The organism is Pseudonocardia xishanensis (assembly GCF_039541715.1).
Classification (GTDB): Bacteria; Actinomycetota; Actinomycetes; order Mycobacteriales; family Pseudonocardiaceae; genus Pseudonocardia; species Pseudonocardia xishanensis.
The window spans coordinates 29,953-55,816 of record NZ_BAABGT010000076.1 but is presented as its reverse complement, the minus strand read 5'-3'; the positions used below and the strand labels follow the sequence as shown (position 1 = coordinate 55,816).

27 protein-coding genes and 1 pseudogene are annotated in these 25,864 nt (G+C 67.6%); 22 read left to right on the top strand and 6 right to left on the bottom strand.

Annotation, left to right across the window (positions count from 1 at the left end; translation table 11 throughout):
• Window positions 1–637 precede the first annotated feature (637 nt).
• Together ABD993_RS25425 and ABD993_RS25420 are read left to right on the top strand one after the other, a co-directional pair.
• On the top strand, window positions 638–1,360 hold the full coding sequence (locus ABD993_RS25425) for a hypothetical protein (RefSeq protein ID WP_345423517.1): 723 nt from the start codon (window positions 638–640) through the stop codon (window positions 1,358–1,360).
• 680 nt (window positions 1,361–2,040) lie between these two features.
• The gene (locus tag ABD993_RS25420; RefSeq protein WP_345423514.1) at window positions 2,041–2,199 is read left to right on the top strand and encodes a hypothetical protein; all 159 of its coding nucleotides are present in this window, start codon (window positions 2,041–2,043) and stop codon (window positions 2,197–2,199) included.
• A 79-nt stretch (window positions 2,200–2,278) separates the two neighbouring features.
• Here ABD993_RS25420 and ABD993_RS25415 read toward each other — a convergent pair whose 3' ends face one another.
• The 3 genes from ABD993_RS25415 to ABD993_RS25405 all read right to left on the bottom strand — a co-directional run bounded on the left by ABD993_RS25415 (window position 2,279) and on the right by ABD993_RS25405 (window position 4,294).
• On the bottom strand, window positions 2,279–2,866 hold the full coding sequence (locus ABD993_RS25415) for a hypothetical protein (protein ID WP_345423511.1): 588 nt from the start codon (window positions 2,864–2,866) through the stop codon (window positions 2,279–2,281).
• A gap of 81 nt (window positions 2,867–2,947) precedes the next feature.
• On the bottom strand, window positions 2,948–3,856 hold the full coding sequence (locus ABD993_RS25410; protein ID WP_345423508.1) for a hypothetical protein: 909 nt from the start codon (window positions 3,854–3,856) through the stop codon (window positions 2,948–2,950).
• 186 nt (window positions 3,857–4,042) lie between these two features.
• Entirely contained in the window at window positions 4,043–4,294 is a 252-nt protein-coding gene (locus ABD993_RS25405) for a hypothetical protein (protein ID WP_345423505.1), read from the bottom strand.
• 203 nt (window positions 4,295–4,497) lie between these two features.
• On the opposite strand from ABD993_RS25405, the gene ABD993_RS25400 reads away from it, so the two are divergent.
• From ABD993_RS25400 to fdxA, 8 genes and pseudogenes are all read left to right on the top strand, one after another.
• Window positions 4,498–4,689, top strand: coding sequence for a hypothetical protein (locus ABD993_RS25400; RefSeq protein WP_345423502.1), 192 nt, complete (start codon window positions 4,498–4,500; stop codon window positions 4,687–4,689).
• A 266-nt stretch (window positions 4,690–4,955) separates the two neighbouring features.
• Window positions 4,956–5,129, top strand: a complete 174-nt coding sequence (locus tag ABD993_RS25395; protein ID WP_345423499.1) for a hypothetical protein — start codon at window positions 4,956–4,958, stop codon at window positions 5,127–5,129.
• A gap of 138 nt (window positions 5,130–5,267) precedes the next feature.
• Window positions 5,268–5,450 carry a hypothetical protein gene (locus ABD993_RS25390; RefSeq protein ID WP_345423496.1) on the top strand — a complete coding sequence of 61 codons (183 nt, stop codon included), beginning with the start codon at window positions 5,268–5,270 and terminating at the stop codon, window positions 5,448–5,450.
• A gap of 62 nt (window positions 5,451–5,512) precedes the next feature.
• The gene (locus tag ABD993_RS25385; RefSeq protein WP_345423493.1) at window positions 5,513–5,698 is read left to right on the top strand and encodes a hypothetical protein; all 186 of its coding nucleotides are present in this window, start codon (window positions 5,513–5,515) and stop codon (window positions 5,696–5,698) included.
• Window positions 5,699–5,747: 49 nt separating this feature from the next.
• Window positions 5,748–6,557 carry a hypothetical protein gene (locus tag ABD993_RS25380; protein WP_345423490.1) on the top strand — a complete coding sequence of 270 codons (810 nt, stop codon included), beginning with the start codon at window positions 5,748–5,750 and terminating at the stop codon, window positions 6,555–6,557.
• Window positions 6,558–6,800: 243 nt separating this feature from the next.
• Entirely contained in the window at window positions 6,801–8,711 is a 1,911-nt protein-coding gene (locus ABD993_RS25375; protein WP_345423487.1) for a 2-oxoacid:acceptor oxidoreductase subunit alpha, read from the top strand.
• Complete coding sequence (locus tag ABD993_RS25370; RefSeq protein WP_345423484.1) at window positions 8,708–9,793, top strand: 2-oxoacid:ferredoxin oxidoreductase subunit beta; 1,086 nt, start codon at window positions 8,708–8,710, stop codon at window positions 9,791–9,793. Before ABD993_RS25375 ends, ABD993_RS25370 begins: the two co-directional genes overlap by 4 nt.
• Window positions 9,790–10,011: pseudogene (gene fdxA / locus ABD993_RS25365) on the top strand (ferredoxin); the annotation flags it as partial. The gene ABD993_RS25370 and the pseudogene fdxA, both read left to right, overlap by 4 nt.
• Window positions 10,012–10,450: 439 nt before the next feature.
• Here fdxA and ABD993_RS25360 read toward each other — a convergent pair.
• The 3 genes from ABD993_RS25360 to ABD993_RS25350 form a co-directional block, all read right to left on the bottom strand.
• Complete coding sequence (locus tag ABD993_RS25360) at window positions 10,451–10,867, bottom strand: hypothetical protein (protein ID WP_345423481.1); 417 nt, start codon at window positions 10,865–10,867, stop codon at window positions 10,451–10,453.
• A gap of 6 nt (window positions 10,868–10,873) precedes the next feature.
• Entirely contained in the window at window positions 10,874–11,032 is a 159-nt protein-coding gene (locus ABD993_RS25355) for a hypothetical protein (protein WP_345423478.1), read from the bottom strand.
• A gap of 103 nt (window positions 11,033–11,135) precedes the next feature.
• Window positions 11,136–11,684, bottom strand: a complete 549-nt coding sequence (locus ABD993_RS25350) for a nuclear transport factor 2 family protein (protein ID WP_345423475.1) — start codon at window positions 11,682–11,684, stop codon at window positions 11,136–11,138.
• 147 nt (window positions 11,685–11,831) lie between these two features.
• Between ABD993_RS25350 and ABD993_RS25345 the strand changes: the two genes are divergently transcribed.
• From ABD993_RS25345 to ABD993_RS25290, 12 genes are all read left to right on the top strand, one after another.
• Entirely contained in the window at window positions 11,832–12,773 is a 942-nt protein-coding gene (locus ABD993_RS25345) for a TIGR03620 family F420-dependent LLM class oxidoreductase (RefSeq protein WP_345423472.1), read from the top strand.
• A complete protein-coding gene (locus ABD993_RS25340; RefSeq protein ID WP_345423469.1) occupies window positions 12,763–13,644 on the top strand; it encodes a 3-hydroxybutyryl-CoA dehydrogenase in 882 nt (293 codons plus the stop codon). Before ABD993_RS25345 ends, ABD993_RS25340 begins: the two co-directional genes overlap by 11 nt.
• Before the next feature lie 53 nt (window positions 13,645–13,697).
• Entirely contained in the window at window positions 13,698–14,972 is a 1,275-nt protein-coding gene (locus ABD993_RS25335; RefSeq protein ID WP_345423466.1) for an amidohydrolase family protein, read from the top strand.
• 50 nt (window positions 14,973–15,022) lie between these two features.
• Window positions 15,023–15,946 carry an MBL fold metallo-hydrolase gene (locus ABD993_RS25330; RefSeq protein WP_345423463.1) on the top strand — a complete coding sequence of 308 codons (924 nt, stop codon included), beginning with the start codon at window positions 15,023–15,025 and terminating at the stop codon, window positions 15,944–15,946.
• Window positions 15,947–16,271: 325 nt separating this feature from the next.
• Window positions 16,272–17,477 carry an amidohydrolase family protein gene (locus ABD993_RS25325; RefSeq protein WP_345423460.1) on the top strand — a complete coding sequence of 402 codons (1,206 nt, stop codon included), beginning with the start codon at window positions 16,272–16,274 and terminating at the stop codon, window positions 17,475–17,477.
• Window positions 17,478–17,505: 28 nt separating this feature from the next.
• A complete protein-coding gene (locus ABD993_RS25320) occupies window positions 17,506–20,094 on the top strand; it encodes a CaiB/BaiF CoA-transferase family protein (RefSeq protein ID WP_345423456.1) in 2,589 nt (862 codons plus the stop codon).
• Window positions 20,095–20,110: 16 nt separating this feature from the next.
• Window positions 20,111–21,394: a cytochrome P450 gene (locus ABD993_RS25315; RefSeq protein ID WP_345423453.1), complete on the top strand. Its 1,284-nt coding sequence runs from the start codon at window positions 20,111–20,113 to the stop codon at window positions 21,392–21,394.
• A gap of 55 nt (window positions 21,395–21,449) precedes the next feature.
• The gene (locus ABD993_RS25310; protein WP_345423450.1) at window positions 21,450–22,874 is read left to right on the top strand and encodes an MmgE/PrpD family protein; all 1,425 of its coding nucleotides are present in this window, start codon (window positions 21,450–21,452) and stop codon (window positions 22,872–22,874) included.
• Window positions 22,871–23,662 (top strand): enoyl-CoA hydratase-related protein, encoded by a 792-nt coding sequence (locus ABD993_RS25305; protein ID WP_345423447.1) that lies wholly within the window; start codon window positions 22,871–22,873, stop codon window positions 23,660–23,662. The genes ABD993_RS25310 and ABD993_RS25305 overlap by 4 nt, the downstream gene beginning before the upstream one ends.
• Before the next feature lie 31 nt (window positions 23,663–23,693).
• Complete coding sequence (locus ABD993_RS25300; RefSeq protein ID WP_345423444.1) at window positions 23,694–24,887, top strand: LLM class flavin-dependent oxidoreductase; 1,194 nt, start codon at window positions 23,694–23,696, stop codon at window positions 24,885–24,887.
• Window positions 24,884–25,531, top strand: a complete 648-nt coding sequence (locus tag ABD993_RS25295) for a hypothetical protein (protein WP_345423441.1) — start codon at window positions 24,884–24,886, stop codon at window positions 25,529–25,531. Before ABD993_RS25300 ends, ABD993_RS25295 begins: the two co-directional genes overlap by 4 nt.
• A complete protein-coding gene (locus ABD993_RS25290; RefSeq protein ID WP_345423438.1) occupies window positions 25,528–25,860 on the top strand; it encodes a hypothetical protein in 333 nt (110 codons plus the stop codon). The genes ABD993_RS25295 and ABD993_RS25290 overlap by 4 nt, the downstream gene beginning before the upstream one ends.
• The last annotated feature ends 4 nt before the right edge of the window (window positions 25,861–25,864 follow it).

The following is a 25,864-nucleotide window of genomic DNA, read 5'->3' as shown; positions in this document are numbered from 1 at the left end:
CCGAACAGCCGCGGGCTCGACTGCACGAGCTTTCAGCCACGCTGAACTCGCCGGGATTGCCGGAGCAAGATATGCAGAAGGTTCCCTTCTGCGGTCTCAAGGGCGCGACACGGGCTCCGCGAACGAGGGCGTTCGCAGTGCAGACAGATCACAGCGCGGGCAGCCCGAAGGAGACCGAACGACGGGACTGAGCTCGGAAACGATGCGCTTCAGTAGTCGGTACCATGTTGCGACCTGGGCAACCGCCGCCCGCGGCCCCGTTCGCCGCGTACATGCTGCTCAAGCGGAAGTGCGGTCTGTTGGCCCTTGCCAGCCCGGTGCTGGTGCTCGCCGCCGTGGTTCTCCTCGGTGGACTTGCTGTGCTCCTCGTGAACGACTGGAACGCGGTGGCAGGGACGCAGAGCAGCACGGCTTGCGAGGCAGAGCACGCAGCCCGTGGCGAGGTAGTACTCTGCGACGCCAACCGACGGATCATCTGACGGCAAGTAGATGCGGAGCGTGTGCGTTCGCCGCATCAACGGTGACGGTCGCCGATAGTGATCAGAATGTACCGAAGAGCGGCTTAAGCTCCTCGGCGTGATCAAAGACCGGGTCTTAGGGCAGCTGTCTATTCGGCGGTCCTGGCGCGGCCACCAGGATGCTGATCACTGACGTGAAGAGGAAGCCTGAGCAACAGCCGGTCAGCTATCGCAGCGGCAAGAATCCGTTCGGACCGGATCTCGATGACCACTGCCCGTGTGGTTCCTATAGGCGCGCAAGGTCCTGTCACGCTGAAGGTCCAGCCCACTGGACGGTGCCGCCAACTGGGCGCCCACTCCTTGGTGGCGAACGCACCGGTTACGCCCATCCGCAGTGCTACGCCGCCAGCTCGGCCGACTGTTCCGAGGACCTGACCCGTGAGCACTGGTTCAGCAAGTCGATCCTCGACCAGATCGGAGAGAAGACCTTCTGGGTCGAGGGCCTAAGGTGGCAGAAGGGGCCAGGTAAGAAGGAGGTGAGCCACAAGTCCTTCCGCTCAAAGGTCCTGTGCGGCAGGCATAACGAGGCACTCTCTGCGCTGGACGCTGAGGCGGCGGAGTTCTTCGGAGTGTGCGCTCGATGCCAGGACCTCATGGTCTCGCGTACTCCCGGCCGTTTGTTCGCTATGTTTGCTGGCGACGACATCGAACGTTGGATGCTCAAGGTGGTCCTGGGTGGCATTGCGAGTGGGACGTTCCGTTCATCGCTAAGCCCTGCGGTTCCGCCGCCAACAACTATCCCGTTCAAAGAACTTGTGGAGTACCTGTTCTACGGAGACCAAGACGGTTCATTCGTTTACCTCTTTCAGGAGCATGAGATGGGCCGTACTTTGAGCCGCTAGCGATATCGAGTTTCGAGCCGGTTATACCGGTGGGGTTCTCTCTCAGTGCGGAGTCGCGTTCGGTCCAGCAGTCCTGCTGTTGGCGATTGGAAACGTCCCACGACCAGGGCACGGGAGGCATGCCATCGTCCGGCCCGGCGGTGTCGGGGTGAAGTCTGATCTTGTTGACGCACAGACTGTCATCGCTCTGTCATGGAGGCAGGTGGCGACCAGCATGACGACTTATACCTATGCAGGGGAGCCAGACGACCCTCTGTGCTCCAATGGGGTCTTTTCGTAGTACCCAATTCTCGCGCGCGTTGGATTGTTTAGTGGCTGAACAAGCATCGAAGTCGCACCAACTTGGCGCGGAACGGCGGGGGCCGGCGTCCTCCTGAGGTCGTCCGCTGCTTTCACCATCGGAAGCACCTTGGAGCGCTGTAACCACCTCGGCGCTCGCAGCGACTGATTAGCGAGATCACCGGCAGCCAGGAGAGGCTTTGAGGCGCCAGCTCCTGATGAATGCAACAGAGATCAAGCAGGAGTTGGAGGAACATCAGCGGACACAGCGTGTCGCTGAAGCGAGTGAGCAGGGCTAGCGAAGGAAGCTGAGTGCGCTGCGGAGCTGCGTCGTATCGACACAGGGATCTAAGAGCGCCCCTCGGCAGACCTGGCTGGCCCGCGAGTCTGTAGCCAGCATTGTGGGCTCGCTCCTGCTCGTCGCCCTGGCGGTGACCGTGATCGTGGCGATGTTCCGGGGTGCGGAGGTCATGCAGATCGTGTCGAGCGCGTTCTTGGTGATCCTGGGGTACTTCTTTGGGCAGGCTGGGAAGCCTGGTGGTGGAGACAAGGGTGCCTAGAGGTCAGAAGCTTGTTGTCTCTCTAGTTCGACGGATGCTAACCGCATTGAGCCCGCTGGTGCTCATTCATGCTAATCTGCTACCGCAGCTCGGAGATGAGGCCGTTGAACCGGCCATCCTGATTGATACCGTCAACGACATCGATCCAATCGTTGATCGCGGAAATTCGTTCGTTGTGATAGTTCCTGCACGCTGCAGACGCTCCCGCCCACCAGTATTTCTGCCCTTCGATGGAATGCTCGAAGTCGCCGGTGTTCGGGCTACGTGCGAACCCACGGGGCGGAACGTCCTTGTGTGAACCGGGTAGATCACCTGCAGTCGATATCTTGGTCAGTACCAGTCGCACCTGGGCGCTTCCACTCACGAAGATCTGGTGCCGCTGCATCTCGGGCGTCGAGCCAGCATTCTCTGTGTAGTCGATAATGTCAGACTTACGGATCTCGGTGTACGCGCCCAGCGAGAGGTCATCAAAAAGTTGAATCGTGTCGTCCAGCACGTTCACGTAGCCCTCAAGGCGGACAATGCGGTCGGTTGACCCCGCATCGATGAGCTTCGAGACGAAAGGATTTGACTTTATCTCCGATACTTTACTCGGCATTGGAGGCTCCTGACTGATGGTTAGGAGAGGCTTGCTCTCGGCACGCTTGCAGCCGGAGCGTCGACCCATGCGCAGTCGGACGATATACGTAGTTCTGCGTGTTTCGGCGCGGAAGGCAATTATGGCTCAGGATGTCCAGCACGAAGCCCCTCAGAGGTGCTGCTCCGTGAGGTGCTGGTCGAAGGTCAGGCCACGGGCGATGCGATACGGCACCTCGATGGTGCTGCCGTCCTGCGACACCTGAGCTACGCCGTTGAGCCACACACGCTTCCAGTTGAGGGTCAGGACAAGCTGGGACTGCGGTGCGACGTCTACCTGCACCTCTTCTGAGTACTCCTCGCGTTCGGTGCCAGTAATGGAGTAGGTACGTTGAAGCTCGCTGCCGACCGATGCCTCTAAGTTAGCCCAGCCCGGCCCAACCTTGGCCTTCCAGCTGTCGGATGACTTACTGCCGTCGCCAAGATGCCATGACCGGACCCACTCACGGCTTGCACGGAACGACCGGCTCATCTTGCTGCGGGACGCGTTGACCAGAGTCCTGGACTCCGAGCCAATGTCTTCGTACGTCGTGGACTTCTCCACAAAGCCAGCCAGCTGAACGGTGGGGTTTGTGGTGGCTGGTGGCGCCTTCTTGCGGATCTCCTCCACGCTCCGGAGCAACGCCCTTCCAAGGCCGATGTAGACGACGCCTGAAGGGGTTTCGTAGTTCGCAGGCATGGCTACCGGCTGCTTTACTCGGGGCAAGACCTTTGACCCCCGGTTCTCCAGGAGTGCATCAAACTTTCCTATCATTCGAACGGAGACTGAAGTGATGTGCCCCGCTCTAATCTCAAGGGCCGTTGCCTTATGTAAGTCGCCATGAAGAGGGAAGTTGATGTGCATCAGCCATTGGCCCGGCTCCATGCTGACAACTCGGTTGTAGTTAGTTCGGGGGTTGAATTGTAAGTCGGTGAAATTATCGGATAAGCCACTGAGCATCAAGCGCAACCAAAAGAGGCTCATGGTGGTGTTGGCCTTGCCAGCTGGGTCGTATAAAAAGTGGAGTTCGCCGTTATTCATTGCTGGGACTCCACTATGCTCGTGCCCACCTGCAGGATGAGCCACACTAGCAGCGACTGAAGATCAACTGCCGTGACAAGTGGGTGTTTGCGCGCCCGGTAATCAAAAGCCTCCGCATCAGTGCCACCGTAGTGGTGGATGGGGGGCTGACCTTCACGCTGCTTGCTGCTCCGTAAAGCTGTCCTGCTACGTGCTGACAGCTTCAGTGTCGTTGAGGACGTCCCAGGTGCCGAGGGCCTGGCTGGTGGTATTGGCCGTCAGGTTCCTCTCGTGCGTGTGCTCCTCAAGGAGCTTGTCGATGTGCTCCGTCGGGAGATCGCTCGGGATCTCGATTGTTGCCTCGTAGAGCAGGGAAAACTGGCAGTCCTTGGTGAAGGCGGGCCTCGTCATGGTGCTTGTCGTCGGTGTCGGGGCCGGGCTGAGCTTCTGGGTCGCCACCTGGTGAGCGAGTGCGAACGGCGTAGACCCGTCGTGCGAAGAGCCTGGCGCGCATGGGTTCTCACGCTGTCCGTCGTTCGCGTCTGTCCAGCCGGCGTGCTCGGTCTGTTCGGATCGCGTTCTCGACGTCGGAGTATGGCTTGGTACTCGCCGCGGCGCGGCGGACTGGGACCGCGGTGGCGGCCTGGGTAGGGGAGCGGGCGGTGGAGGCCGCCACCCCAGCGGCGCGGCGGGATCGGCGGCGGAGCATGGTCGCGGAACTCGTACGGGTGCGGATCGAGCTGGCGGCGATTGCCGACGCCGGTGGGGCGAACGCGGACGCGGTCGCGGAGCGCCTCAAGCAGCTTGATGAGGTCCTGGACCGAATCGTGGCGTCCACATCCGGCCGTCGGTGATCGCAAAGGTTGTTCATGGGTGGCGGGCAGGCGGGCTGCTGGCCTACCTCTTCGGTCCTGGTGTGGCGGATGAGCACGTCCGGCCCCGGGTGGTCGCGTCCTGGGACGGCCGCGACAGGGGATGGCAGCCAGAACAGCGCGGGCCCGGCGAGCATGACCTCGAGCTCGGCCCTCTGATCCGGGCAATGCAGGCCCCCGCGGTCGCGGCTGGGCTTCCGCTTCGAGAGCCGAGCGAAGCTGGTCGGGGTTATGTCTGGCATTGCTCGGTGCGTCTCTCGGACGCGGATCGGGTGCTGCCGGATGAGCAGTGGGCGGAGATTGCCCGCGAGCTGCTGCACGACGCCGGGATCGCCGAGCGGGACGACCCGGGAGGACCGCGGTGGGTCGCTGTCCGGCACGCTGACGACCACATCCACATTGCCGCGGTGCTGGTTCGGTAGGACTCGAGCAAGCGGTTCTGGCCGCGCAAGCTGGCCCCGGACCTGTCGCTGCCCCGCCTACAGCAACGCTAGGCCGAGAGCGAACCGGGGGAGCCGCGGCGGATACGGCCCACGACCGCCGCGGATCAGGTGCAGCGTGTGGCGGAGGCGGTCGAGTCCGGGAAGGTCGCGCCGGAGGAGGCTGCGGACGGGCTGGGAGACGTGCTGACTGCGCTGTCCGCAGTCAACGATCCGTCGGATCGTTCCGGTACGCCGCGGCGGCGGACCGCGTTCGGGGGACCAGGTCACGGAATGCCGCTGGTGGCGGGGGAGGAGAGCTGAGGATCGTCGCGAGGCGGCTACTGCTCGCGCGCAGGCTCGCCATCGGCGCGGAGAACGGCGGGGTGGAGTTGACGTTCGCGCTCGCTCGGTTGGCGCTCGTGATCGCCGAGCGCAGCCACTCGCGTCCGTGGGCACGCGCCGCGTACATGGCGGCGGCGCAACTGGTCCAGGGCGTGAGCCTTGCTGTTCCGATGACGCATCAGGGTGGCCGCGAGAACGAGCGCGAACGAGAAGTGCGCCTGCCGTGACGCTGGTCGGCATGTCCGACACCCGGAGTAGTCAGAGCGGTGGCGTCCGATGAGCGTCGGCCGGAGCCAGGAGCAGGCGGTCATGGCGACCGCGAGGTTGATCGGCCCGCAGAGCACTGAGGTTCAGATCATTCACCCGGGCACGGACGATGCGGCTGTGAGCGTGCGGATCGGCAAAGTGCTGATCTACATCCATGAGGAGAAGACGGCCGAGCATTTCCACAAGGTGTGGGAGCAGGCTCAGGACGCCGCCGACATGCTGCCCGCCTCCGGTGACGTCCGGTTGGTGCGGGCGCTGAGAGGGATGCCGGAGCCGGCGATCGCGGCGAACGCGATCGGTCTGCCGGCGTCCGCGGTGACCGCCGGTAAGACCAAGGGGGACCCGCCTCGGCCGTTCCTGCGCGTTCAGCTCGGTCGCGTCGTGTTCGAGGTTCGGGACCAGTTCGCCTTCAACACGTGCGCGCACACGTTCGCCTATGCCCGCAAGCAGGCGGCGAAGGCGTTCGTCGAACCCGGCCGTCAGCTGATCGTCCATGGAGCGTTCGAGGTGGCGGGGGATGCGTTCTTCCCGGACAGCGAGGCCGAACAGTTCCGCCGCCCGGGCGGGAGCCAGGTTCCGCCACCTACGCATCGCATCGAGACGAACGGAGCAACCCACGGGCCCGGCGCACCTCGGGTGGACTGCAGGGCGTGGTGGCGGTCATCGCGGTTCGGGATCGGCGTCGGCTCATCCGATGAGCGTCGTCGGTTTCGTGAGCCAGGGGCGTGCGGTCGGGTCGAAGGCGGCGCGGCTGGGGCGAGCCGGCGCACGGCGCCGAGGAACTGCCACATCGTCTTGCTCAGGTCGGGTTCGCTTTAGCAGGGAAGGTCAGGCGAGTCTTGTACGCGGGGGGAGCCAGTGCGCGTCGCATACTCCGGCGCGGGACCGCAGACCGCGACGGAACCCGCAGGCGTCGGTTGGGTGTTACTCGGCGCAAGCGATTCGGGCCCTTCGGGCCGAATGGTCACGGTGGCTCCCTAAATCAGCCTTGCTGAATATCAGGCGTCAAACTACTTTGGGTCTCCGGCGCGACACGTGGTCACGTCAAGGAGGACAAGCGAAGTGGCGATCGACCGGCCTGGCCATGAACCAGCGAGTACTTTCAGCCGGGACCGGGTGGTCATCCGGTTCGCGGGTGACTCGGGTGACGGCATGCAGCTCACGGGTGACCGGTTCACCTCGGAGACCGCGACGTTCGGCAACGACCTGTCGACCCTGCCGAACTATCCCGCGGAGATCCGGGCCCCTGCCGGGACCCTGCCCGGGGTGAGCTCGTTCCAGCTGCACTTCGCGAACTACGACATCCTGACCCCCGGGGACCGGCCGGACGTGCTGGTGGCGATGAACCCGGCCGCGTTGAAGGCCAACATCGCCGACCTGCCCAAGGGCGGGGTGTTGATCGTCAACACCGACGAGTTCACCAAGCGGAACCTGACCAAGGTCGGCTACGCCGCGAACCCCCTGGAGGACGACTCGCTGGAGGACTTCCAGGTCCACGAGGTCGCCATGGCCACCCTCACCCGGGGTGCGCTGGAGGAGACGGGGCTGTCGAAGAAGGACGCGGAGCGGGCGAAGAACATGTTCGCCCTGGGTCTGTTGTCGTGGATGTATCACCGCCCGCACGAGGGCACCGAGCGGTTCCTGCGGGAGAAGTTCGCCAAGAAACCCGACATCGCCGAGGCCAACATCCTCGCCTTCCGCGCCGGGCACGCCTACGGCGAGACCACCGAGGCGTTCGCGGTCACCTACGAGGTCGCCCCGGCCAAGCTGGCGCCGGGCACCTACCGGCAGATCACCGGGAACACCGCGATGGCCTACGGCATCGTCGCGGCCGGGCAGACCACCGGCCTGCCCGTCTTCCTCGGCTCCTACCCGATCACCCCGGCCTCGGACATCCTCCACGAGCTGTCCAAGCACAAAGCCTTCGGCGTGACCACGTTCCAGGCCGAGGACGAGATCGCCGGTGTCGGCGCCGCCCTCGGCGCGAGCTTCGGTGGCGCGCTGGGTGTCACGACGACGTCGGGTCCGGGTGTGGCGCTCAAGGCCGAGACCGTCGGTCTGGCCGTCGCCCTGGAGCTGCCGCTGCTGGTGATCGACGTCCAACGCGGCGGCCCGTCCACGGGGCTGCCGACCAAGACCGAGCAGGCCGACCTGCTGCAGGCGATGTTCGGACGCAACGGCGAGGCCCCGTTGCCGATCATCGCCCCGCAGTCGCCCGGTGACTGCTTCCACGCCGCCATCGAGGCCGCCGCGATCTCGGTGAAGTACCGGACCCCGGTCATGATCCTGTCCGACGGGGCGCTGGCCAACGGCTCCGAGCCGTGGAAGGTCCCCGACGCCTCCACCCTGGAGCAGGTCGACCCGGGGTTCGCCACCGAGGTCAACGCCCCGGACGGATCCGGGGAGTTCTGGCCGTATCTGCGCGACCCGGAGACCTTGGCCCGGCCGTGGGCCATCCCCGGCACCCCCGGGTTGGAGCACCGCATCGGCGGCCTGGAGAAGGCCGACGGACGCGGCTCGATCTCCTACGACCCGGACAACCACGACCGCATGATGCGGCTGCGCGCGGCGAAGATCGACGGCATCCCGGTGCCTGACATCGCCGTCGACGACCCGTCGGGTGAGGCGACGCTGCTCGTCGTGGGCTGGGGGTCGACCTACGGTCCGATCGTGGCCGGGGCCCGGCGCGTCCGGGGTCTAGGCCACAATGTCGCCACGCTGCACCTGCGACACCTGAACCCGTTGCCCGCAAACCTCGGGGACGTCCTCGGTCGCTACTCACGGGTGTTGGTACCGGAGATGAACCTCGGCCAGCTCGCCCTCCTGTTGCGCGGCAGGTTCCTGGTCGACGCCCAGTCCTACACCAAGGTCTCGGGCCTGCCCTTCAAGGCCGAGGAACTCCAGGACGTGATTCTCGATCACCTCGACCTGGGAGCCCTGGCCGATTCCGTTCGCCTGGAGGCATCCGCATGAGCACTGACCTCGGTCTCCCGAGCCTGGGAGCAGGGGCAGGCGGTCTCGATCTCGTCCCCACCACGGACGCGAAGCAGACCGCCAAGGACTACACCTCCGACCAGGAGGTCCGCTGGTGCCCCGGCTGCGGCGACTACGCCGTGCTCGCCGCCGTCCGCCAGTTCCTGCCCACCCTGGGCATCAAACGCGAGAACACCGTGTTCATCTCCGGCATCGGCTGCAGCTCCCGGTTCCCGTACTACCTCAACACCTACGGCATGCACTCCATCCACGGCCGCGCCCCGACCATCGCCACCGGCCTGGCCACCTCGCGACCCGACCTGTCCGTCTGGGTCGTGACGGGTGACGGGGACGCGCTGTCCATCGGCGGCAACCACCTCATCCACGCGTTGCGCCGCAACGTGAACCTGAAGATCCTGCTGTTCAACAACCGGATCTACGGGCTCACCAAGGGCCAGTACTCGCCCACCTCGGAGGTCGGGAAGGTCACCAAGTCCACCCCCATGGGCTCGGTCGACCACCCCTTCAACCCGGTCTCCCTCGCCCTCGGCGCCGAGGCCACCTTCGTCGGACGCGCCCTGGACTCCGACCGCAAGGGCCTCACCGAGGTCCTCGGCGCCGCCGCCGCCCATCGCGGCACCGCCCTGGTCGAGATCTTCCAGGACTGCCCCATTTTCAACGACGGCTCCTTCGACCTGCTGCGCAAGCCCGAGACCAAGGACCAGCGCCTGGTCCCCGTCCGAGACGACGAGCCCATCGTCTTCGGCCCCGAGAACGAGCGCTACGCCGTGGTCCAGGACGGGCTGCGGCTCAAGGTCGTCTCCGCCGACTCGGTGGCACCGGAGCAGATCGTGACCCACGACGCGAGCAACCACGAGCTCGCCTTCGCCCTGTCCCGGCTCAGCGACCAGGACCTGACCCACACCGTCACGGGTATCTTCCGCAACGTCGACCGCACCACCTACGACGACGCCGCCCGCGCCCAGGTCCAGCAGGCCAAGGACCGCAACCCCACGCCGGACCTGCAGGCCCTGCTCGACGGCCGCGACACCTGGACGATCACCGGGCAGGAGACGCGATGACCTATGTGATCTCCGAGCCGTGCATCGACGTCAAGGACAAGGCATGCATCCAGGAGTGCCCGGTCGACTGCATCCACGACGCCGGAAAGATGCTGTACATCGACCCGACCGAATGTGTGGACTGCGGCGCATGCGAGCCGGTATGCCCGGTCGAAGCGATCTACTACGAGGACGACCTGCCCGAGCAGTGGAGTTCGTACCTCACGATCAATGCGGACCACGCGGCCGCGGGACCGCGCTTCGACGCCCCATGACGACACGGCTTTCCCGAGTGCGCCGATCGCGGCGATGTCGAAGACGAGGCAGTAGACCGCTCCCGCGGGATAGCTCTCCTGCCGACGTTCATGACGACGGTCGCGGTCACCGCGGCGACGACCGCAATGCAAGTCGAAGTGCCGATCTGGCATATCAAGGTGTTCACACTGTTTGGATCCCGCGGTCTCGGGGACCACGCACAGGATTGGCAGGGGGATCGCCGAGTAGGCGTGGGCCGCTCCGATCGCACCGGCGGTGGCCGAGACGAAACAGCATTGGCCCTCCGACCGGGAGCAGGACCGGGCCGGCTGTGATCAGCGACTTACCGAACCGTGCGCCTCGCACGCCGTGAGAACGAGGAGACATGCGGCGAACGGGCCGACCACCATCGGGCTCGACCAGTTACATTCGTCGCCCTTCGATGAGGGTGATCAGGAAGCAGACCGGACCGATCGCGAGACCGCCCGCGCCGACCCAGTCGAACCGGCCGGGAGCCTGGATCGGCGACTCGAGAACAAGAACCAGAAACGACCTGGACGACTGCGTTGCCCGCGCAGAGTCACCGCCAGCTGCTGCTCTCAGTGACCGGCCCCGCGATCGGTAGCCTGATGGCGCCCCGATGCCGAGGGACGAGCTCACGAGCCCCACACCGTTGCCCACCCGCTCGGCGGGCAGCACGTCGCGCGTTGGGCTGATTCCCAAGGGCGATAAGCCGAGCCACGCGCCCTGCAGGGCGCGCACGACCAGCAGCACCGTGAAGTTCGGTGTCGCCGCACCGGTCGTCGAGCCGACGACGACGCAGAAGGCGGCGATCAGCACTCCGCGCTAGCCGTACAGGTCGCCGAGGCGGCCGAGCATGGGAGCGGAGATCGCGCCGGCGACCAGGGTGCTGGTGACCAACCAGGTCCCCGTCGAGGAGCCGACCCCGGGTAACCGGGGGAAGAGTGACAGAAGTGGCACCACCATGGTCTGGACCCTCGCCACGCCGAGACCACACGAGGTGATGACGGCGATCGTCGCTCCTGGTCCGCACCCCGAACGCTGGTGCTCCGCGGACCGGCCTGACTGATGTCGGACCGGGCCACAGTCACCTGTTCTCAAGGGTTGCCGCCGCCGTCTGCCGGTTAAGCGGTCGTGCATACGACACGTCCCCGGGCCCGCGCAGCACTGCGCCCGGCGCCGTGCGCGGCAGCTGCGCGCCCTGGATCGTGGGCACCTCGCCGGTCCACTCCGAGGTCACCGCGCGAGCGGCGATGGCCCAGCGGCCGCCTCGCCGCTCGAAGCGGTCGAGGTAGCGGCCGCCGTGCATGCTGATCGGGGACCCGCTGGTGTTGTGCGCGAGCAGCAGGAAGTAGGTCTCGGTGTGGGCCGTGTCGCCCGCGAGTTGGCACGTGTGGTTCGTGACGTAGTGCTGGTGGAGCGTGTGGCGGCGCCTGTGCATGTCGTAGACCCAGTCGGCGAACTCCTCCGGATTGCCTTGGAAGACGCCGTGGTCGTCGAAGGCGTCCTCGTGGTAGGCGGAGAGCATCAGCTCGCGGTCGAACCGGTCTATCCCGCGCGTGTACCGGTGGATGCAGTCCAGGATCTGCTGACGGTCGAGCATCTGTCGGAGTTCGTGCTCCGTCGTCGCGTCCATGCTCCCGTGCCTCTCTGCTCGGTGACATGTTCAGTGGCTGTCCGCGCCGCGCGGCCGACAGTGGCCGGGCCAGAACTTTGCGGCGAGCCATTCGGTTTGTCGGGTGAACATTGCCTACCAGAACATTGGATGCCAGAGTAACAAACGATGAGTGCTGCAGAGGAGGCTGACGGCGGGGTGGGTGGCCGAGTCGAGCGTTGGGTCCCGCCGGGTGTGGGAATCTGGACGGGGACGTTGGACTCTGTGTCGGTGGAGCGGGTCCGTGATGTCGGGGCGGAGCTGGAGGCACTCGGTTTCGGTGCCGTGTGGATTCCGGAGTCGTCGGGCCGGGACGTGTTCGTGCAGCTCTACACCCTGCTCTCGGCGACCCGACGGCTGGTCGGTGCCACCGGGATAGCGAACATCTGGGCCAGGGACGCGGTTGCCATGTCGGCGGCGGCGACGAGCCTGACCGAACTGTTCCCCCGCCGGGTCGTCCTCGGCCTCGGTGTCAGTCATGCGCCACTCGTCGCGGGAGTCAGAGGGCATGCATATGCGCGCCCGCTCGGGGCTATGGAGTCGTATCTGCGGGCGATGCACTCGGCGCCGTACCAGGGTCCGCTAGTGGATCCTGCGCCTGCGCGTCTTCTCGGGGCACTGGGCCCGCGGATGCAGCGCCTCGCGGGAGAGGCCGCGGACGGGATCCATCCCTATCTCGTCACCGGCGAGGCGGTCGCGGCGGCTCGGGAGGCGTTGGGTCCCCGACCGCTGATCTGTCCGGCCCTCCTGGTCTGCCTGCAGTCGGACCGGGCGCAGGCGCGGGCCGCGGTCGCCCTGTACATGGGCCTGGACAACTATGTCCGGAACTTCCGGCGGATGGGCTTCACCGATGACGACTTCGTCGACGGGGGCTCGGACCGGCTGGTCGATGCGATCGTCGCATGGGGATCGGTGGACCAGGTGGCGGGACGGGTCCGCGAGCTCAGGGAGGCCGGCGCGGACCATGTCTGTCTCAACGTCGTGAGCGAACGGCGGCAGGTCCCGATGGACGAGTGGCGGCGTCTCGCGGCCGCCGTGACCGAGCAGGGAAGGGCGACCGATGACTGCTGACGATGGGGGAGACCAGACGGTGAAGATTGCTCGGGTCGGTGTGGTGGGCTGCGGCCAGATGGGCGCCGGTATCGCGGAGGTGTGTGCGCGGTCGGGACTCGACGTCCGGGTCGCCGAGTCTGCTCCCGAGTTGCTCGACGCGGGGCGCACCCGGCTGGCGGCCTCGCTGGATCGAGCTGTGGGCCGCGGCAAGCTCGACCGGACTGACCGGGATGCCGCTGCGGCGCGGGTCAGCTACACCACCGAGCTCGACGACCTCGCCGACTGCGACCTGGTGATTGAGGCGGTCGTCGAGGACGAAGGGGTGAAGACCGACATCTTCGCCGCCTTGGACAAGGTGCTGGGACCCGCGGCCATCTTGGTTTCCAACACGTCGTCGATCCCGCTGGTGACCCTGGCGGTGGCCACGGGCAGACCGGATCGAGTCGTCGGCATCCACTTCTTCAACCCCGCCCCGGTCCAGCAGTTGGTCGAGATCATCCCCGCGCTCACGACATCGCCGGACACGATTCGAAGTGCCGACCGGTTCGCGAGGATGCTCGGCAAGCACCCGATCCGCGCACAGGACCGAGCGGGGTTCGTCGTGAACGCGTTGCTGGTGCCCTACCTGCTCGCGGCGATCCGGATGGTGGAGGCAGGCACCGCGAGCCGCGACGACATCGACAGCGGGATGGTCTTGGGCTGCGCGCACCCGATGGGGCCGCTCAAGCTGTGCGATCTCATCGGGTTGGACACCATCGCGGCCGTCGCCGCGTCGATGTACGAGGAGTTCAAGGAACCGCTCTACGCGGCTCCGCCGTTGCTGCGCCGGATGGTGGCCGCGGGGAAGTTCGGCCGTAAGGCAGCAGCGGGATTCTACGTCTACACCTGAGCAATAGAGATCAGCACGGGCAGCACGTCCACAACGTAGTGAGGTTGTTCGCCGTGGAAGAGTTCCAGAAGTACACCGTCATCTCGGCCGACTGTCACGCCGGCGCCGAGATCAGCACCTATCGCCGATACCTCGAGGCGGAATGGCATTCGGAGTTCGATGACTGGGTCAACGCATTCTCGGACCCCTGGGTCTCGGTCGACGCGGATCCTGCCGAGTTCACCATCGGTGTCGCCTCCGCGAGCTCGTCCGCGAACTGGGACAGCGGGCAGCGGATGCGCCAACTCGAGGACGACGGGATCGTCGCAGAGGTGATCTTCCCCAACACGACTCCGCCGTTCTTCCCATCGGGTGTGTTCACCGCCGCTGCACCGTCCAGCCGTAGGGAGTACGAGCGACGCTGGGCAGGCCTGCGTGCCCACAACCGCTGGCTCGCGGAGTTCTGCTCGGACGTTCCCGGCAGGCGGGCCGGTGTTGCTCAGGTGTTCCTCAACGACGTCGACGACGCGGTCGCCGAGGTCCGCTGGGCGAAGGAAGCCGGGCTGACCGGGGGAATCCTGCTCCCGGCCGACTCGCTCGTCCAGCTGGCGCCGGTATATCACGCGAGCTATGACCCACTGTGGGCGGTCTGCGCTGAGCTGGGGATGCCCGTTCACCGGCATGCTTCCTTGCCGGGCGACCCCACGGTGGAGGGCGACCCGGCCATCACGGCGATCGGGCTGATCGAAGGGCGATTCTTCACCCGCCGGGCGCTCGCCCATCTTGTTTTCGGTGGTGTCTTCGACCGGTTTCCCACGCTGATGTTCGTGCTGACCGAAGCGGGGATCGAATGGGTGCCCGCACATCTGCGTGAGCTGGACGCCGTGTACGGGTCCGCCCGTATGGACGGGACGTTGGCGAATACGTTCGCCGGAGCGGCGGCGAACGCCCTTCGGCGCCGGCCGAGCGAGTACTTGGCCACCAACTGTTATCTGGGTGCGAGTTTCATGTCGGCGGCGGAGGCGCCGGTCAGCCGCCAGATCGGCGTCGACCGCGTCATGTGGGGATCGGACTATCCCCACAGCGAGGGGACCTACCCGTTCAGCATCCAGGCCCTGCAGATGGCGTTCGGCTCGATGACGTACGCGGAGACCAGGAGCATCCTCACCGACACCCCCGCCACGGTGTACGGCTTCGACCGTCAAGCCCTGGAGCACGTCGCTGACCGGGTCGGGCCCAGGGTCGACGCTGTCCATGGCGCGCCGATGCCGGTGCCGCGCTTTCCGGAGGAGTCTCTGTCCCCCGCGTTCTCGGGCGCAGTCGCGACCGGCAGGCTCCCGCAGTCCTGAGCGGCCGCGGCCCCGATGGCCGCGGTGCCGGGCGCCGAGAAGGAGGCACAGTGACCGTTCACGGGGTCGGACGCGCCACCGTGACACCGATCGTCGAAAGTACGGCAAGCTTCGACCGCTCGGTCGTCTTTCCCGACGCCGCCCCGGCCGAGTGGGCGCAAGCCGAGGCGCGCGCGTGTCGCAGCGCGCCACGGCAGGAATACGACCGTCTCGAGTTCGTGGTGCAGTGCTTCCTCATCCGAACCCCGGAGAGCACGGTCCTCATCGACACCGCCGTCGGCGACGGCAAGGACCGACCGCGATGGCCCCGGTGGCATCGGCGGACCGGTGGCGTCCTCCTGCGGGAGCTGGCGCGGGTAGGGGTGACGGCGTCGGACGTCGACATCGTCGTGAACACGCACCTCCACATCGACCACGTCGGCGGCAACACCGTGTCGTCTCCGAGCGGCTGGGTGCCGACGTTCCCGAACGCCCGCTACCTGGTGTCGCGGGAAGAGTATGAGCACCTCGTCGAGCTGCCGGGTGCCGAGCACGCTCGGTGCGTCGGCGACAGCATCGCGCCGCTCGTCGACGCGGACCGCGTCGACTGGGTCGAGGGCGCGCGACAGGTCATCCCGGAGGTGTGGCTGGACCCGACCGCCGGGCACACCGTCGGACACATGAGTGTCAGGGTGGAGTCCGAGGCTGAGGTCGCCGTGATCACCGGGGACGTGCTCCACGACCCGGTGCAGTGCGCGCGACCGGACTGGTCCACCCGTGCGGACGACGATCCACTCGTTGCCCTGCGTACGCGGCGAGACTTCGTCGAGCGGTACGCCAACAGCGCCGCCGTGGTCTTCGGCTCCCACTTCCGATCGCCGACGGCCGGGCTGATCGTCGGACCGGTGGAGTCTCGGTGCTTCGTCTTCCTCGGTGAAGGGCCGCGGACGACGACAGAGTCGGACCATCCGCGGGACCCTGCGGCGACGACGTGACCAGCATTATCGAAGCCCCAACCATCGGCTCCTCACGACCGCACCGGAAGGGCTCCTGGAACGCAGCGTCGGCAACGGAGGCCCCGCGTTCCAGACCGACAGCTGGGTCGAAGCACTTCACCTGCGGCCGAACGGCCGTGGTGGAGAACGGATGACACCGGCCGGCCCGCCGCCGGGAACGTGGGGACGGGCCGCCCCAGCCAGATTCCAGCCTTGCCAAAAGTCTGCCATCTAACTAAATTGGCGGCAGACATCCACCAGGCAGGTCGTGCCGGGCCGGGCAGCATGGCCCAGGGCGCTGCAACCTCATAGGAGAGGACCCAGCATGGTCGACTCGATCTTCACCAACGGACTCGAGGGCATGAAGGTGGTCGATGCCGACACGCACTACTCGGAGCCGCATGATCTCTGGACCTCCCGGGTTCCGGCCTCCTACCGCGATCGCGTCCCGCACGTCGTCCCGGACGGCAAGGGCGGCGAGTGCTGGGTCTACAACGACGGCGACCTCCTCTACCCTCGGGCCGGCGCAGGCAGCGTCATTCGGAAGGACGGGACGAAGCAGGCGCTCCTCGACTGGGACATGCAGAACGACAGCATGCCGATCGACAAGATCCACCCCGGATCGTACGACGTCAAGGCGCGGCTCGAGGTGATGGACAACCAGCACATCTGGGCGCACATCATGTACCCGAACCTCACGGGCTTCGGTGCGCACAAGCTGATCCAGCTCGAGGACCAGGACCTCGCCATGGTCATCGTGAAGGTCTACAACGACGCCGTGGCGGAGATGCAGGTCGAGTCCGGTGAGCGGCTCTTCCCGATGGCGCTCATCCCGTTCTGGAACATCGATGCGGCCGTCGAGGAGATGCACCGGGCCCACGGCATGGGGCTGCGAGGCATCACCACGAGCAGCGAGCCGCACAGCAGTGGGAAGCTCCCGGACCTCACCGACCACCACTGGGACCCGATGTTCGAGGCCGCGGCCGAGCTGAAGATGCCGGTCAACTTCCACGTGGGAGCGAGCGACTTCGGCATCGAGGCGTTCAACAAGGGCTCCTGGCCCGGCCTCGCCGACGTGCCGCGTTGGGTGGTCGGCAGCGTGCTGATCGAGCTGCACAACTCGAAGGTCCTGGCGAACCTCCTCGCCGGCGACCTCCTGGTTCGACACCCGAACGTCAACTTCGTGTCGGTCGAGAGCGGTGTCGGCTGGATGCCGTACGTCCTCGAGCGCCTCGAGTACCAGCTGCTGGAGTCCTCGCTCGACGGCCGCGAATGGGGCCAGCCCTCGCCCACCGAGCTCTTCCGTCGACAGGTCCACGGCTGCTTCTGGTTCGAGGAGTCCGGTCCGGGGCGCATGCTCGACATCATCGGGTTCGACAACGTCATGTTCGAGAGCGACTTCCCACACCCCACGTGCCTGTACCCGTCACCGGTCGAGCACGCCCTGAAGGTTCTGGAGCCCTGGGGCCCGGAGGCGACGCGCAAGGTCATGTCGGAGAACGCGATCCGGCTCTACAACCTGCCCTTCTGACCGAGTCGTCACGAAGCGAGGCCTAGTCGTGTCGCCAGGCAGCACTGCGCCGGACCGAGCAACGCCGGACCGAACAACACTGCAGCACATCCGGGTCGTGGAGGTGGCGGACGAACGTGCCGAGTACGTCGGGCTGATGCTCCGCTCCCTCGGAGCGGAGGTCGTCAAGATCGAACCCCCGGGCGGGAGCCCGACCCGGGGGATCGGGCCCTTCGTCGACGATCGTCCCGATCCCGAGCAGTCGCTGCACTTCTGGAGCTACAACCGGGGGAAGCAGTCGATCATCCTCGATCCCGGGGACGCGGGAGACCGTGCCGCCCTGCGCACCCTGCTCGCATCCTGCGACGTGCTGGTCGACGGTGCGGGGGCGTTGACCGCGGAGTACCTCGGTCTGACGACCGACGAGATCGTGGATCACTACCCGGCCCTCGTGCACGCCCGCATGACGGACTTCGGCGACGACGGGCCGTGGTCGCACTTCCTCGGTTCGGACCTGGTGCACCTCGCCCTCGGCGGTCCGATGTCGAACTGCGGCTACGACCCGGACCCCGACGGGCACTACGGGCTGGCTCCGATGGCGCCACAGCTCTGGCACTCTTACCACATCGCGGGCGACCAGCTGGTGATGGGCATTCTCGCCGCCCTGCTGCACCGCGACCGTGGCGGATCGGGTCAGCTGGTGTCCTGCGCCATCCATGAGGCGGTCGCGAAGAACACCGAGCTGGACCTCATGAACTGGGTGATGCGGCGTGCCGAGATGCTGCGGCAGACGGCCCGGCACGCTGCGGAGCAGGTCACCGTCAGCCCGACCATCGCCCACACCCAGGACGGGCGCTGGTTCACCATGACCCTCCTGGGGCAGAAGGACCACCGTGCGCTGGCGGCCTTTCTCGACGACCACGGCATCCCGCACGACATCGCTAGGGAGGCCACCACCAAGGAGGTCGGCAGGCAGATCCCCGGTTCCGGCGGCGCCGACCCGATGGCGGCGGCCCGTGCGGCGGACGGCCTGCAGCGGATGGCCCGCAAGTACACCTACGCGGACTTCCCCTGGCGAGACGCACAGAAGGTCGGTCTGGTGTGCGCGCCGGTCCGCAAGCCGCACGAGAACCTCGCGGACGAGCACTGGCAGGCCAGGGGAACGTTCGCCCGGGCCGAGCACCCCGCTCTCGGGCGGTCCGTGCCGTATCCGGTGTCGAAGTGGGTGTCGAACGTCACCGGATGGTCGACGGGCGGTTGGTCGCCTCGGCTGGGTGAGCATCAGGACACGGCTCTCGGTCGGTCCGTCCGTCCGGCGGTGACCACGCCCCGAGGCGTCGTCCCGGCGACCCGTCCCTCCCGACGGGGGTTGCCGCTGCCGCTGGAAGGGGTGCGGATCCTCGACTTCTCCTGGTTCCTGGCCTCCGCCGGGGCGACGAGGTTCCTGAGCGCGTTGGGCGCGGAGTCGCTCAAGGTCGAGTGGGCGGCCCATCCCGACACCCGGCTCGGTGCGATGGCGCCGGTCGGCGGCCGCGCCGCCCGCGCCGCGGCGACCGGCCCGCTGCAGGGCGTCACCGACCCGGACATGGGCGGTCAGTTCAACAACAAGAACGCGGGGAAGCGCGGGCTCTCGCTGAACGTCCGGGATCCCCGCGGTCTCGACATCGCCCGTCGGCTCGTCTCGATCTCCGACATCGTCGCGGAGGGCTTCTCCCCGGGGGTCATGAAGCGGTGGGGCCTGGGCTACGACGAGCTGTGCGAGATCCGGCCGGACATCATCTACGCGCAGCAGTCCGGGGCGGGTGAGCTCGGCACCTTCGGCCGGCTGCGGGTCGTCGGGCCCATCGCGGCGGCGCTGTCCGGCGCGACCGAGATGTCCGGTCTCCCGGAGCCCGCGATGCCCGCCGGGTGGGGGTACTCCTACCTGGACTGGATCGGGGCCTACAGCTTCGCCACGGCGATGCTCGCGGCGCTGTATCACCGCGACCGAACCGGTGAGGGCCAGTGGATCGACTCCTCACAGGTCGAGACGGGGATCTTCCTGACCGGCGTGCCTCTGCTGGACTGGGACGTCAACGGGCGTGCGTGGCAACGGACGGGCAACCGCTCGCCCCTCAAACCCGCCGCGCCGCACGGTGCCTACCGAGCGGCTGGGAAAGACCGGTGGATCGCGATCGCCTGCTTCGACGACGAGGAGTGGGCGCGGCTCGCGGGACAGGTCGGGGAGGAGTGGACCCGGGACCCCCGGTTCGCCACTCTCGCCTCCCGGCTGGCCCACCAGGACGAGCTGGACGACCTGATGACCGGCTGGACCAGCACGCAGGACGCCTACCAGCTGATGTACCGGCTGCAGACGGCGGGGGTGCGGGCCGGTGTCTGCCAGACGGCGGCCGACCGGTGCGAACGCGACCCGCAGCTCGACCATCTGCAGTGGCTGACCGAGCTGGCCGGTACCAAGATCGGCACCTGGCCGGTACCGGAGATGCCGATCAAGATGAGCGCCACCCCGCCCTACATCGGTGGTTACCTCGACAGGGGAGCCCCGAACTACGGCGAGGACAACGAGTACGTCCTGGGCGAGCTGCTCGGTTTCGCCACGCGGCACATCAAGGAACTCGCCGATGACGGCGTCATCTGAACCCGACCGCCATCGCGTGAGGCAGGAAGAGGACCTGGTGAACGACACCACCCGGAGCGACCTGGAACGTGAGCTCCTGACCTTCATCCACGACTCGGAGTCCGGTGACCCGCACGACATCTACCGACGCATCCGCGAGGTGGACCCCGTGTTCTGGTCCCCTCGGCTCAACGCATGGCTGGTCACCGGGTACGACCACGTGTCGGCGCTGACCATGGACCCGATCTGGAGCTCGTCGACCTTCAGCTCCGAGGACATGCCGCCCGGCACACTCAGCCGGGGGCCCGGCTTCTGCCAGATGGACATGATGCCCCAACGCAACGACGACCCGGTGCACGGTCAGCTGCGCAAGCTCACCCTGCGCCTGTTCAACGGCAAGGCCGCCGAGCAGCGCAGGCCCCAGATGCGCCAGATCGCCGCCGACGTCCTGGAGGGGATCGAGCCGGGCGTCGAGTTCGACTTCCTGAGCCAGGTGACGTACCGAATCGCTCTGCTGCTCGCCTGCGACATCATCGGCCTGCCGCCCTCGGACATCCCGCAACTGCGTGAATGGGTCGAGCGCTACACCCGCATGCACGGCGCGACGGTGACAGAGGCCGACCAGGCGTCAGCGGACGCGATGTTCACGGAGTTCGGCGAGTACGTCGATGCCGTCATCGCCGGTCGGGACGGAGCGGGAGACGACCGCCGGGACGCCATCGACGCCTTCCGGATCGCGCGGGCGGCCGGCGACATCGAGCAGGACGTCATGGTCGCCAACGTCTTCAACATCATGTTCGGCAGTCATGAGACGACCGCCAATCTGCTCGGCAACGGCCTCTACAAGCTTCTGGAGGAGCGGGAGCAGTGGGCCCTGCTCGCCTCGGACCCCGACAGCTACGCTCCCGGCGCGGTGGAGGAGGTCCTGCGGTACTGCTCGCCCTCGACGAACCTGCTCGCCCGCTACCCCCTGGAGGACGCGGAGCTCGGTGGTCACACGATCAAGAAGGGGCAACGGGTCATGGGCTGCCTCGTCGCCGCCGACCGCGACCCCGCGCAGTTCCCCGACCCCGACCGCTTCGACATCACCCGCAAGCCGAACAGGCACATCGCCTTCGGCAAGGGCCGACACCTGTGTCTGGGTGCCCCTTTCGCCCGGGTCGAGGCCCAGGAGGTCTTCACGGAGCTGGTCCGGCGGTTCCCGAACCTCGAGCTCGCCGAGCCGGTCAGCTTCAACCAGTCCTGGACGCTGCGCGGCTTCACCCGCTTGATGCTTCGCGTGCCGCTGGCCAGCGAAGCCCGTGTGGGAGCAGGTGTCTGAGCCATGACCACGACGGTCGACGTGGATCGTCACCACCGCATCAGGGATGGGGCCCATGGGCGCCACTCGTGAGCTCGGCGAGTTCGTGGCCGACGGGAGGGTCGACTCGCCGAGGGCGGTCGAGCAGACCGTGCGTGCCTTCCTGGACTGCGCCGGGGTGACCCTGCTCGGTGCCGACGAGGCGTCCGCCTCGGCGGTGCGTCGGATGGCGATGTCTCAGGCGGCGGTGCCCGGGCCTGCCGCGGTACTCGGGCGGGGTGGCCTCCGGATGGGCGCGATCGCTGCGGCCGAGGTGAACGGAACCGCGGCCCACGCCCTGGACTACGACGACATCGGGCTGCGGATCGGCCATCCCACCGCCGTGGTGATGTCGGCGGCCCTCGCCGTCGCGGAGCACGTCGGCGGCACCGGGCGCGACCTGGTCGAGTCGATGATCGTGGGATACGAGGTGGCACACCGTTTCGCCGCCTTGTCGCCCGACAACCTCGCCGGTCCCTATGCGCGCGGCTACCACGGCACGCCCGTGTACGGGATCTTCGGCGCAGCAGCTGCGGCGGCCCGGCTCCTGCGGCTGGATCCTGACCGGGTCGGACACGCTCTCGGCATCGCGGCGTCGACCTCCTCAGGCCTGCGCGCGAACTTCGGCACAATGACGAAGCCCTACCACGCCGGGGCGGCCGCGGCGGGCGGAGTCCGGGCCGCCTTCCTGGCCTCGGAGGGGATGACCGCCGCTCATGACGCCCTGGAGCGTCGCTACGGCTGGACGGACGTCATCGGCGGTGTGTGGCCCGAGGGCGGCGACCGGTTGACGGCCGGGCTCGGCACCCGACCGCCGGCCATCGAGGGCGGCCTGTGGTTCAAGGCCTTCCCGTGCTGTGGCGCCAACCAGTACGCCATCGATGGAGTGGTCGAGCTCATGCGCCGCCACGGGCTCGACGCGGCGGACGTGGCGGCCGTCGACGTCACCGTGGACGCGAAGTACCTCGACGAGGTGCTGGTCTACCCCTGGCCCGAGTCGGGGTTGCAGGCGAAGTTCTCCCTCGCCTACAACGTGGTCGCCGCGGTGATGGACGGTGCGATCACCCCTGCCAGCTACACCGACGAGGCCGTCGAGCGCCATGGGACCGCCCGGTCCCTCGCGCGAACGCACGGTACGCGGACCGGGGCGCGGCACGACGCCGTCGTGGTTCTCACGACAGCCGACGGGCGCCTGCTGCGGTCGGTGACCGGAGACCCGGGGGAGGAGTCCGAGGAGCCCGTGCGACGGACGCTTCACGGGATCGAGGCGGATCCCTTGACCTGGGACGAGCTCGCGGCCAAGTTCTCCGCGAACGCGGAGACGGTGATGCCCCCGGAGGCGGTCGCCGATGCGCTCGATGCCCTCTCCACCCTTGCCGACCAGCCCTCCCTGACCGCGGTGACGACCCTGTTGCAGCCGACGGCCCCTGCCGTCGACCGACCGAGAGAACGTGTCTCATGAGCTACTCCGATCTCGAAGGTGTGCACGTCGACGTGTCGGCGGGCGTCGCCACGGTCTCGCTGCGGTTCCGCCCGGGTGACGAGGTGACCAGGCGCCACCAGCATCGGGAGCTGACCACCATCTGGCGTCGGTTCGACGCCGACCCGGAGATCGCCTCGGTCCTCGTCACCGGTCCGGAGGACGGCGACTTCTACCTCAGCGGCAAGCCCAGCGGGCGGCCCCCACTCGCCGGTGACCAGCTGTGGGAGATGATCCAGCGGCTCGAGCGCGAGGGCTCCGGGATCGTCACCGAGATGGCCGCCTTCACCAAGCCGGTCGTGGCCGCCGTGCGGGGCACCGCGGCGGGTGCCGGCCTCGCCGTGGTCCTACTGGCCGACATCTCCGTGGTCAGCGAGGACGCCACGCTCTTCGACCCGCACACGATGCTGGGGATCTCGGCCGGTGACGGAGCCCTCGCCCTCCTCCCGCTCCTGATCGGTATGAGCAAGGCCAAGCTCTACCTGCTCACCTCCGACGCGCTCGGTGGGGCGGAGGCCGAGCGGCTCGGTCTGGTCAGCAGGGCGGTCCCGGACGGAGAGACGTTCGCCGTCGCCGAGGCCTACGCCAAGCGGCTCGCCGCCGGTCCTGCCACGGCGATGCGCTTCACCAAGAAGGCGCTGAACCAGTGGTACAAGCTGACCGGCCTGGTCTCGCAGGACTACTCGATGGCCCTGCAGCTCCTGTCCGAGTTCAGCGGTGAGCGCGTGGGTGGACCCTACGCGCCGTTCCCGCCGGAGAAGATCCCGTGACGGGCCGCCCACAACCGAAGGAGACAGGTCGATGACCGACGGACGTCTGAAGTTCGGCGCCTTCATGGCGCCCTACCACTTCCCCCCCACCAACCCGACGCTCGCCCTCGAACGCGACCTGCAGCTGGTCGAGGCGATGGACCGACTGGGCTTCGACGAGGTCTTCCTCGGCGAGCACCACTCCGGCGGGGTCGAGATCGTCCCGGCGCCCGAGATGTTCCTCGCCGCCGCCGCGCAGCGGACCAGCCGGATCCGGCTCGGCACGGGCGTGACCTCCATCCCGTACCACCACCCGCTGCTGGTGGCCGATCGGATGCTCTTCCTCGACCACCTGAGCCGCGGACGTGCCATCTTCGGCGTCGGGCCCGGTGCGCTCGTCGGAGACGCCCACATGATGGGCATCGACCCGTCGACGCAGCGGACTCGGCTGGAGGAGGGGTTCGAGGCCGTCTGGCGCCTGCTGAACACCGACGAGCCGGTCACCATGGAGACGGAGTGGTTCACGCTCCGGAACGGGCGGACGAACCTCCGGCCGCTGCAGGGCCCGCGCCTCGAGAGCGTCGTCGCCGCCACCCGTTCCCCCTCAGGCCCCCGCTTGGCGGGCCGGTTCGGCTCCGGCCTGCTCTCGCTGGCCGCGACCGACCCCAGTGGCGGGTTCGCCTTCCTCGAGGAGACCTGGCAGATCATGGAGGAGCGGGCCGCCGAGTTCGGTCAGACCGTGGACCGGTCCGACTGGCGGCTGGTCACGCTCATGCACGTCGCCCGCACCGAGAAGGAGGCTCGCGCCCAGGTGCGCGACCGTCTGGCGAACATGCTCCGGATCGGCGCGACCGGGCCGTTCGCCCCGGTCGCCGAGAAGGACGTCGAGGAGGTGCTCCGGGAGCGGGACATCGACGACATCATCGACGAACGCAACGCCTCGGGTTCGCTGGTCATCGGGACGCCCGCCATGGCCTGTGAGCAGATCGAGCGGCTGGTGAAGCAGACCGGCGGGTTCGGGTCACTCCTGCTCATGGTCCACGACATCGCCACCGCCGAGGACATCCAGAACTCCATGGCGCTTCTCGCCGAGCAGGTCGTGCCCGAGTTCACGGGGCAGCTGACGCGCCCGTCCGAGGAGTGGGACAAGCTCTTCGACGCCCGTCGGTCGGCGAGCACGGAGTTCCGGAACGCGCAGGACAAGGCCATCGCGGAGTACGCGGCCGAGCGGGCGCGACGCGCATGACCGAGGTGGTGGTCGCATTCACCGACGACCCCGACTGGGAGGCCGCGGCCCTCGGGCCGAAGTTCCTCGCCTGGGCGGTGGCCGCCGGCGTCGTCGAGGCCGGGGCGGCGTGCCACGCGCGCCGGTTGACGCCGGTAGAGGCGCCGATCGGCGTGCAGCGGCCCCACAACCTGCACGGCCTGTCGACCGACAGCGCGACCGCACTGTTCGAGGTCGAGGGTCCGCGAGGAGGCCTCGACGCCCCGGGGCTCCCGCAGGGGATCGTGGCGACGACGGTGTGTGACCGCGTGGTGCACGCCGGTTCGGGGGAGGGGAGGGTCGGAGTCACTCGGATCGGGCTGACGCGCCGTCAGCCCGGGCTCACCCTGGAGCAGTTCGCCACCGGGTGGCGGGAGCGGCACGTCCCGCTGGTGCACCGGGCGGGACCCCGCTTCACCGAGTACGTCACCTACGTCGTCCGCGCGGGGTCCGTGCCCTGGCACGGCATCGCCATGCAGACCTTCCCCGACAGCGGGGCGGCCGCCGCCCACGACCACAACAACCGGGTCGTCAGGCCGGACGTCTACGAGGACGCGATCACCCTGGTGGCGTCTGCGGAGCAGTACTGGGCATCGTCGCCGATGCCCGTCGAGGAGGACAGATGAGCGAGCCCAGACCGATGTTGATGGTGTTCACCGCCCCCGTGCCCGGGCGTGAGGTCGAGTACCACAGGTGGTATGACGAGATCCATCTCGACGAGATCCTGGCATTGCCCGGATTCGTGGGGGCTCGCCGGTACGACTTCAGCCCGGCGGGTGTCCGAGGCGCAGCGGAACCCCCGACCGGCAACCTCGCCGTCTACGAGCTGCAGGGTGACCCCGCCGCCGCGGTCCAGGCACTGGTCGCCGCGCGCGCGACGCTCCAGCTGAGCGATGCGTTGGCGGACGGGGCGGATGTCTGGCTGTTCAACCCTCGCGAGCCGAAGGCCTCGTAGTCCG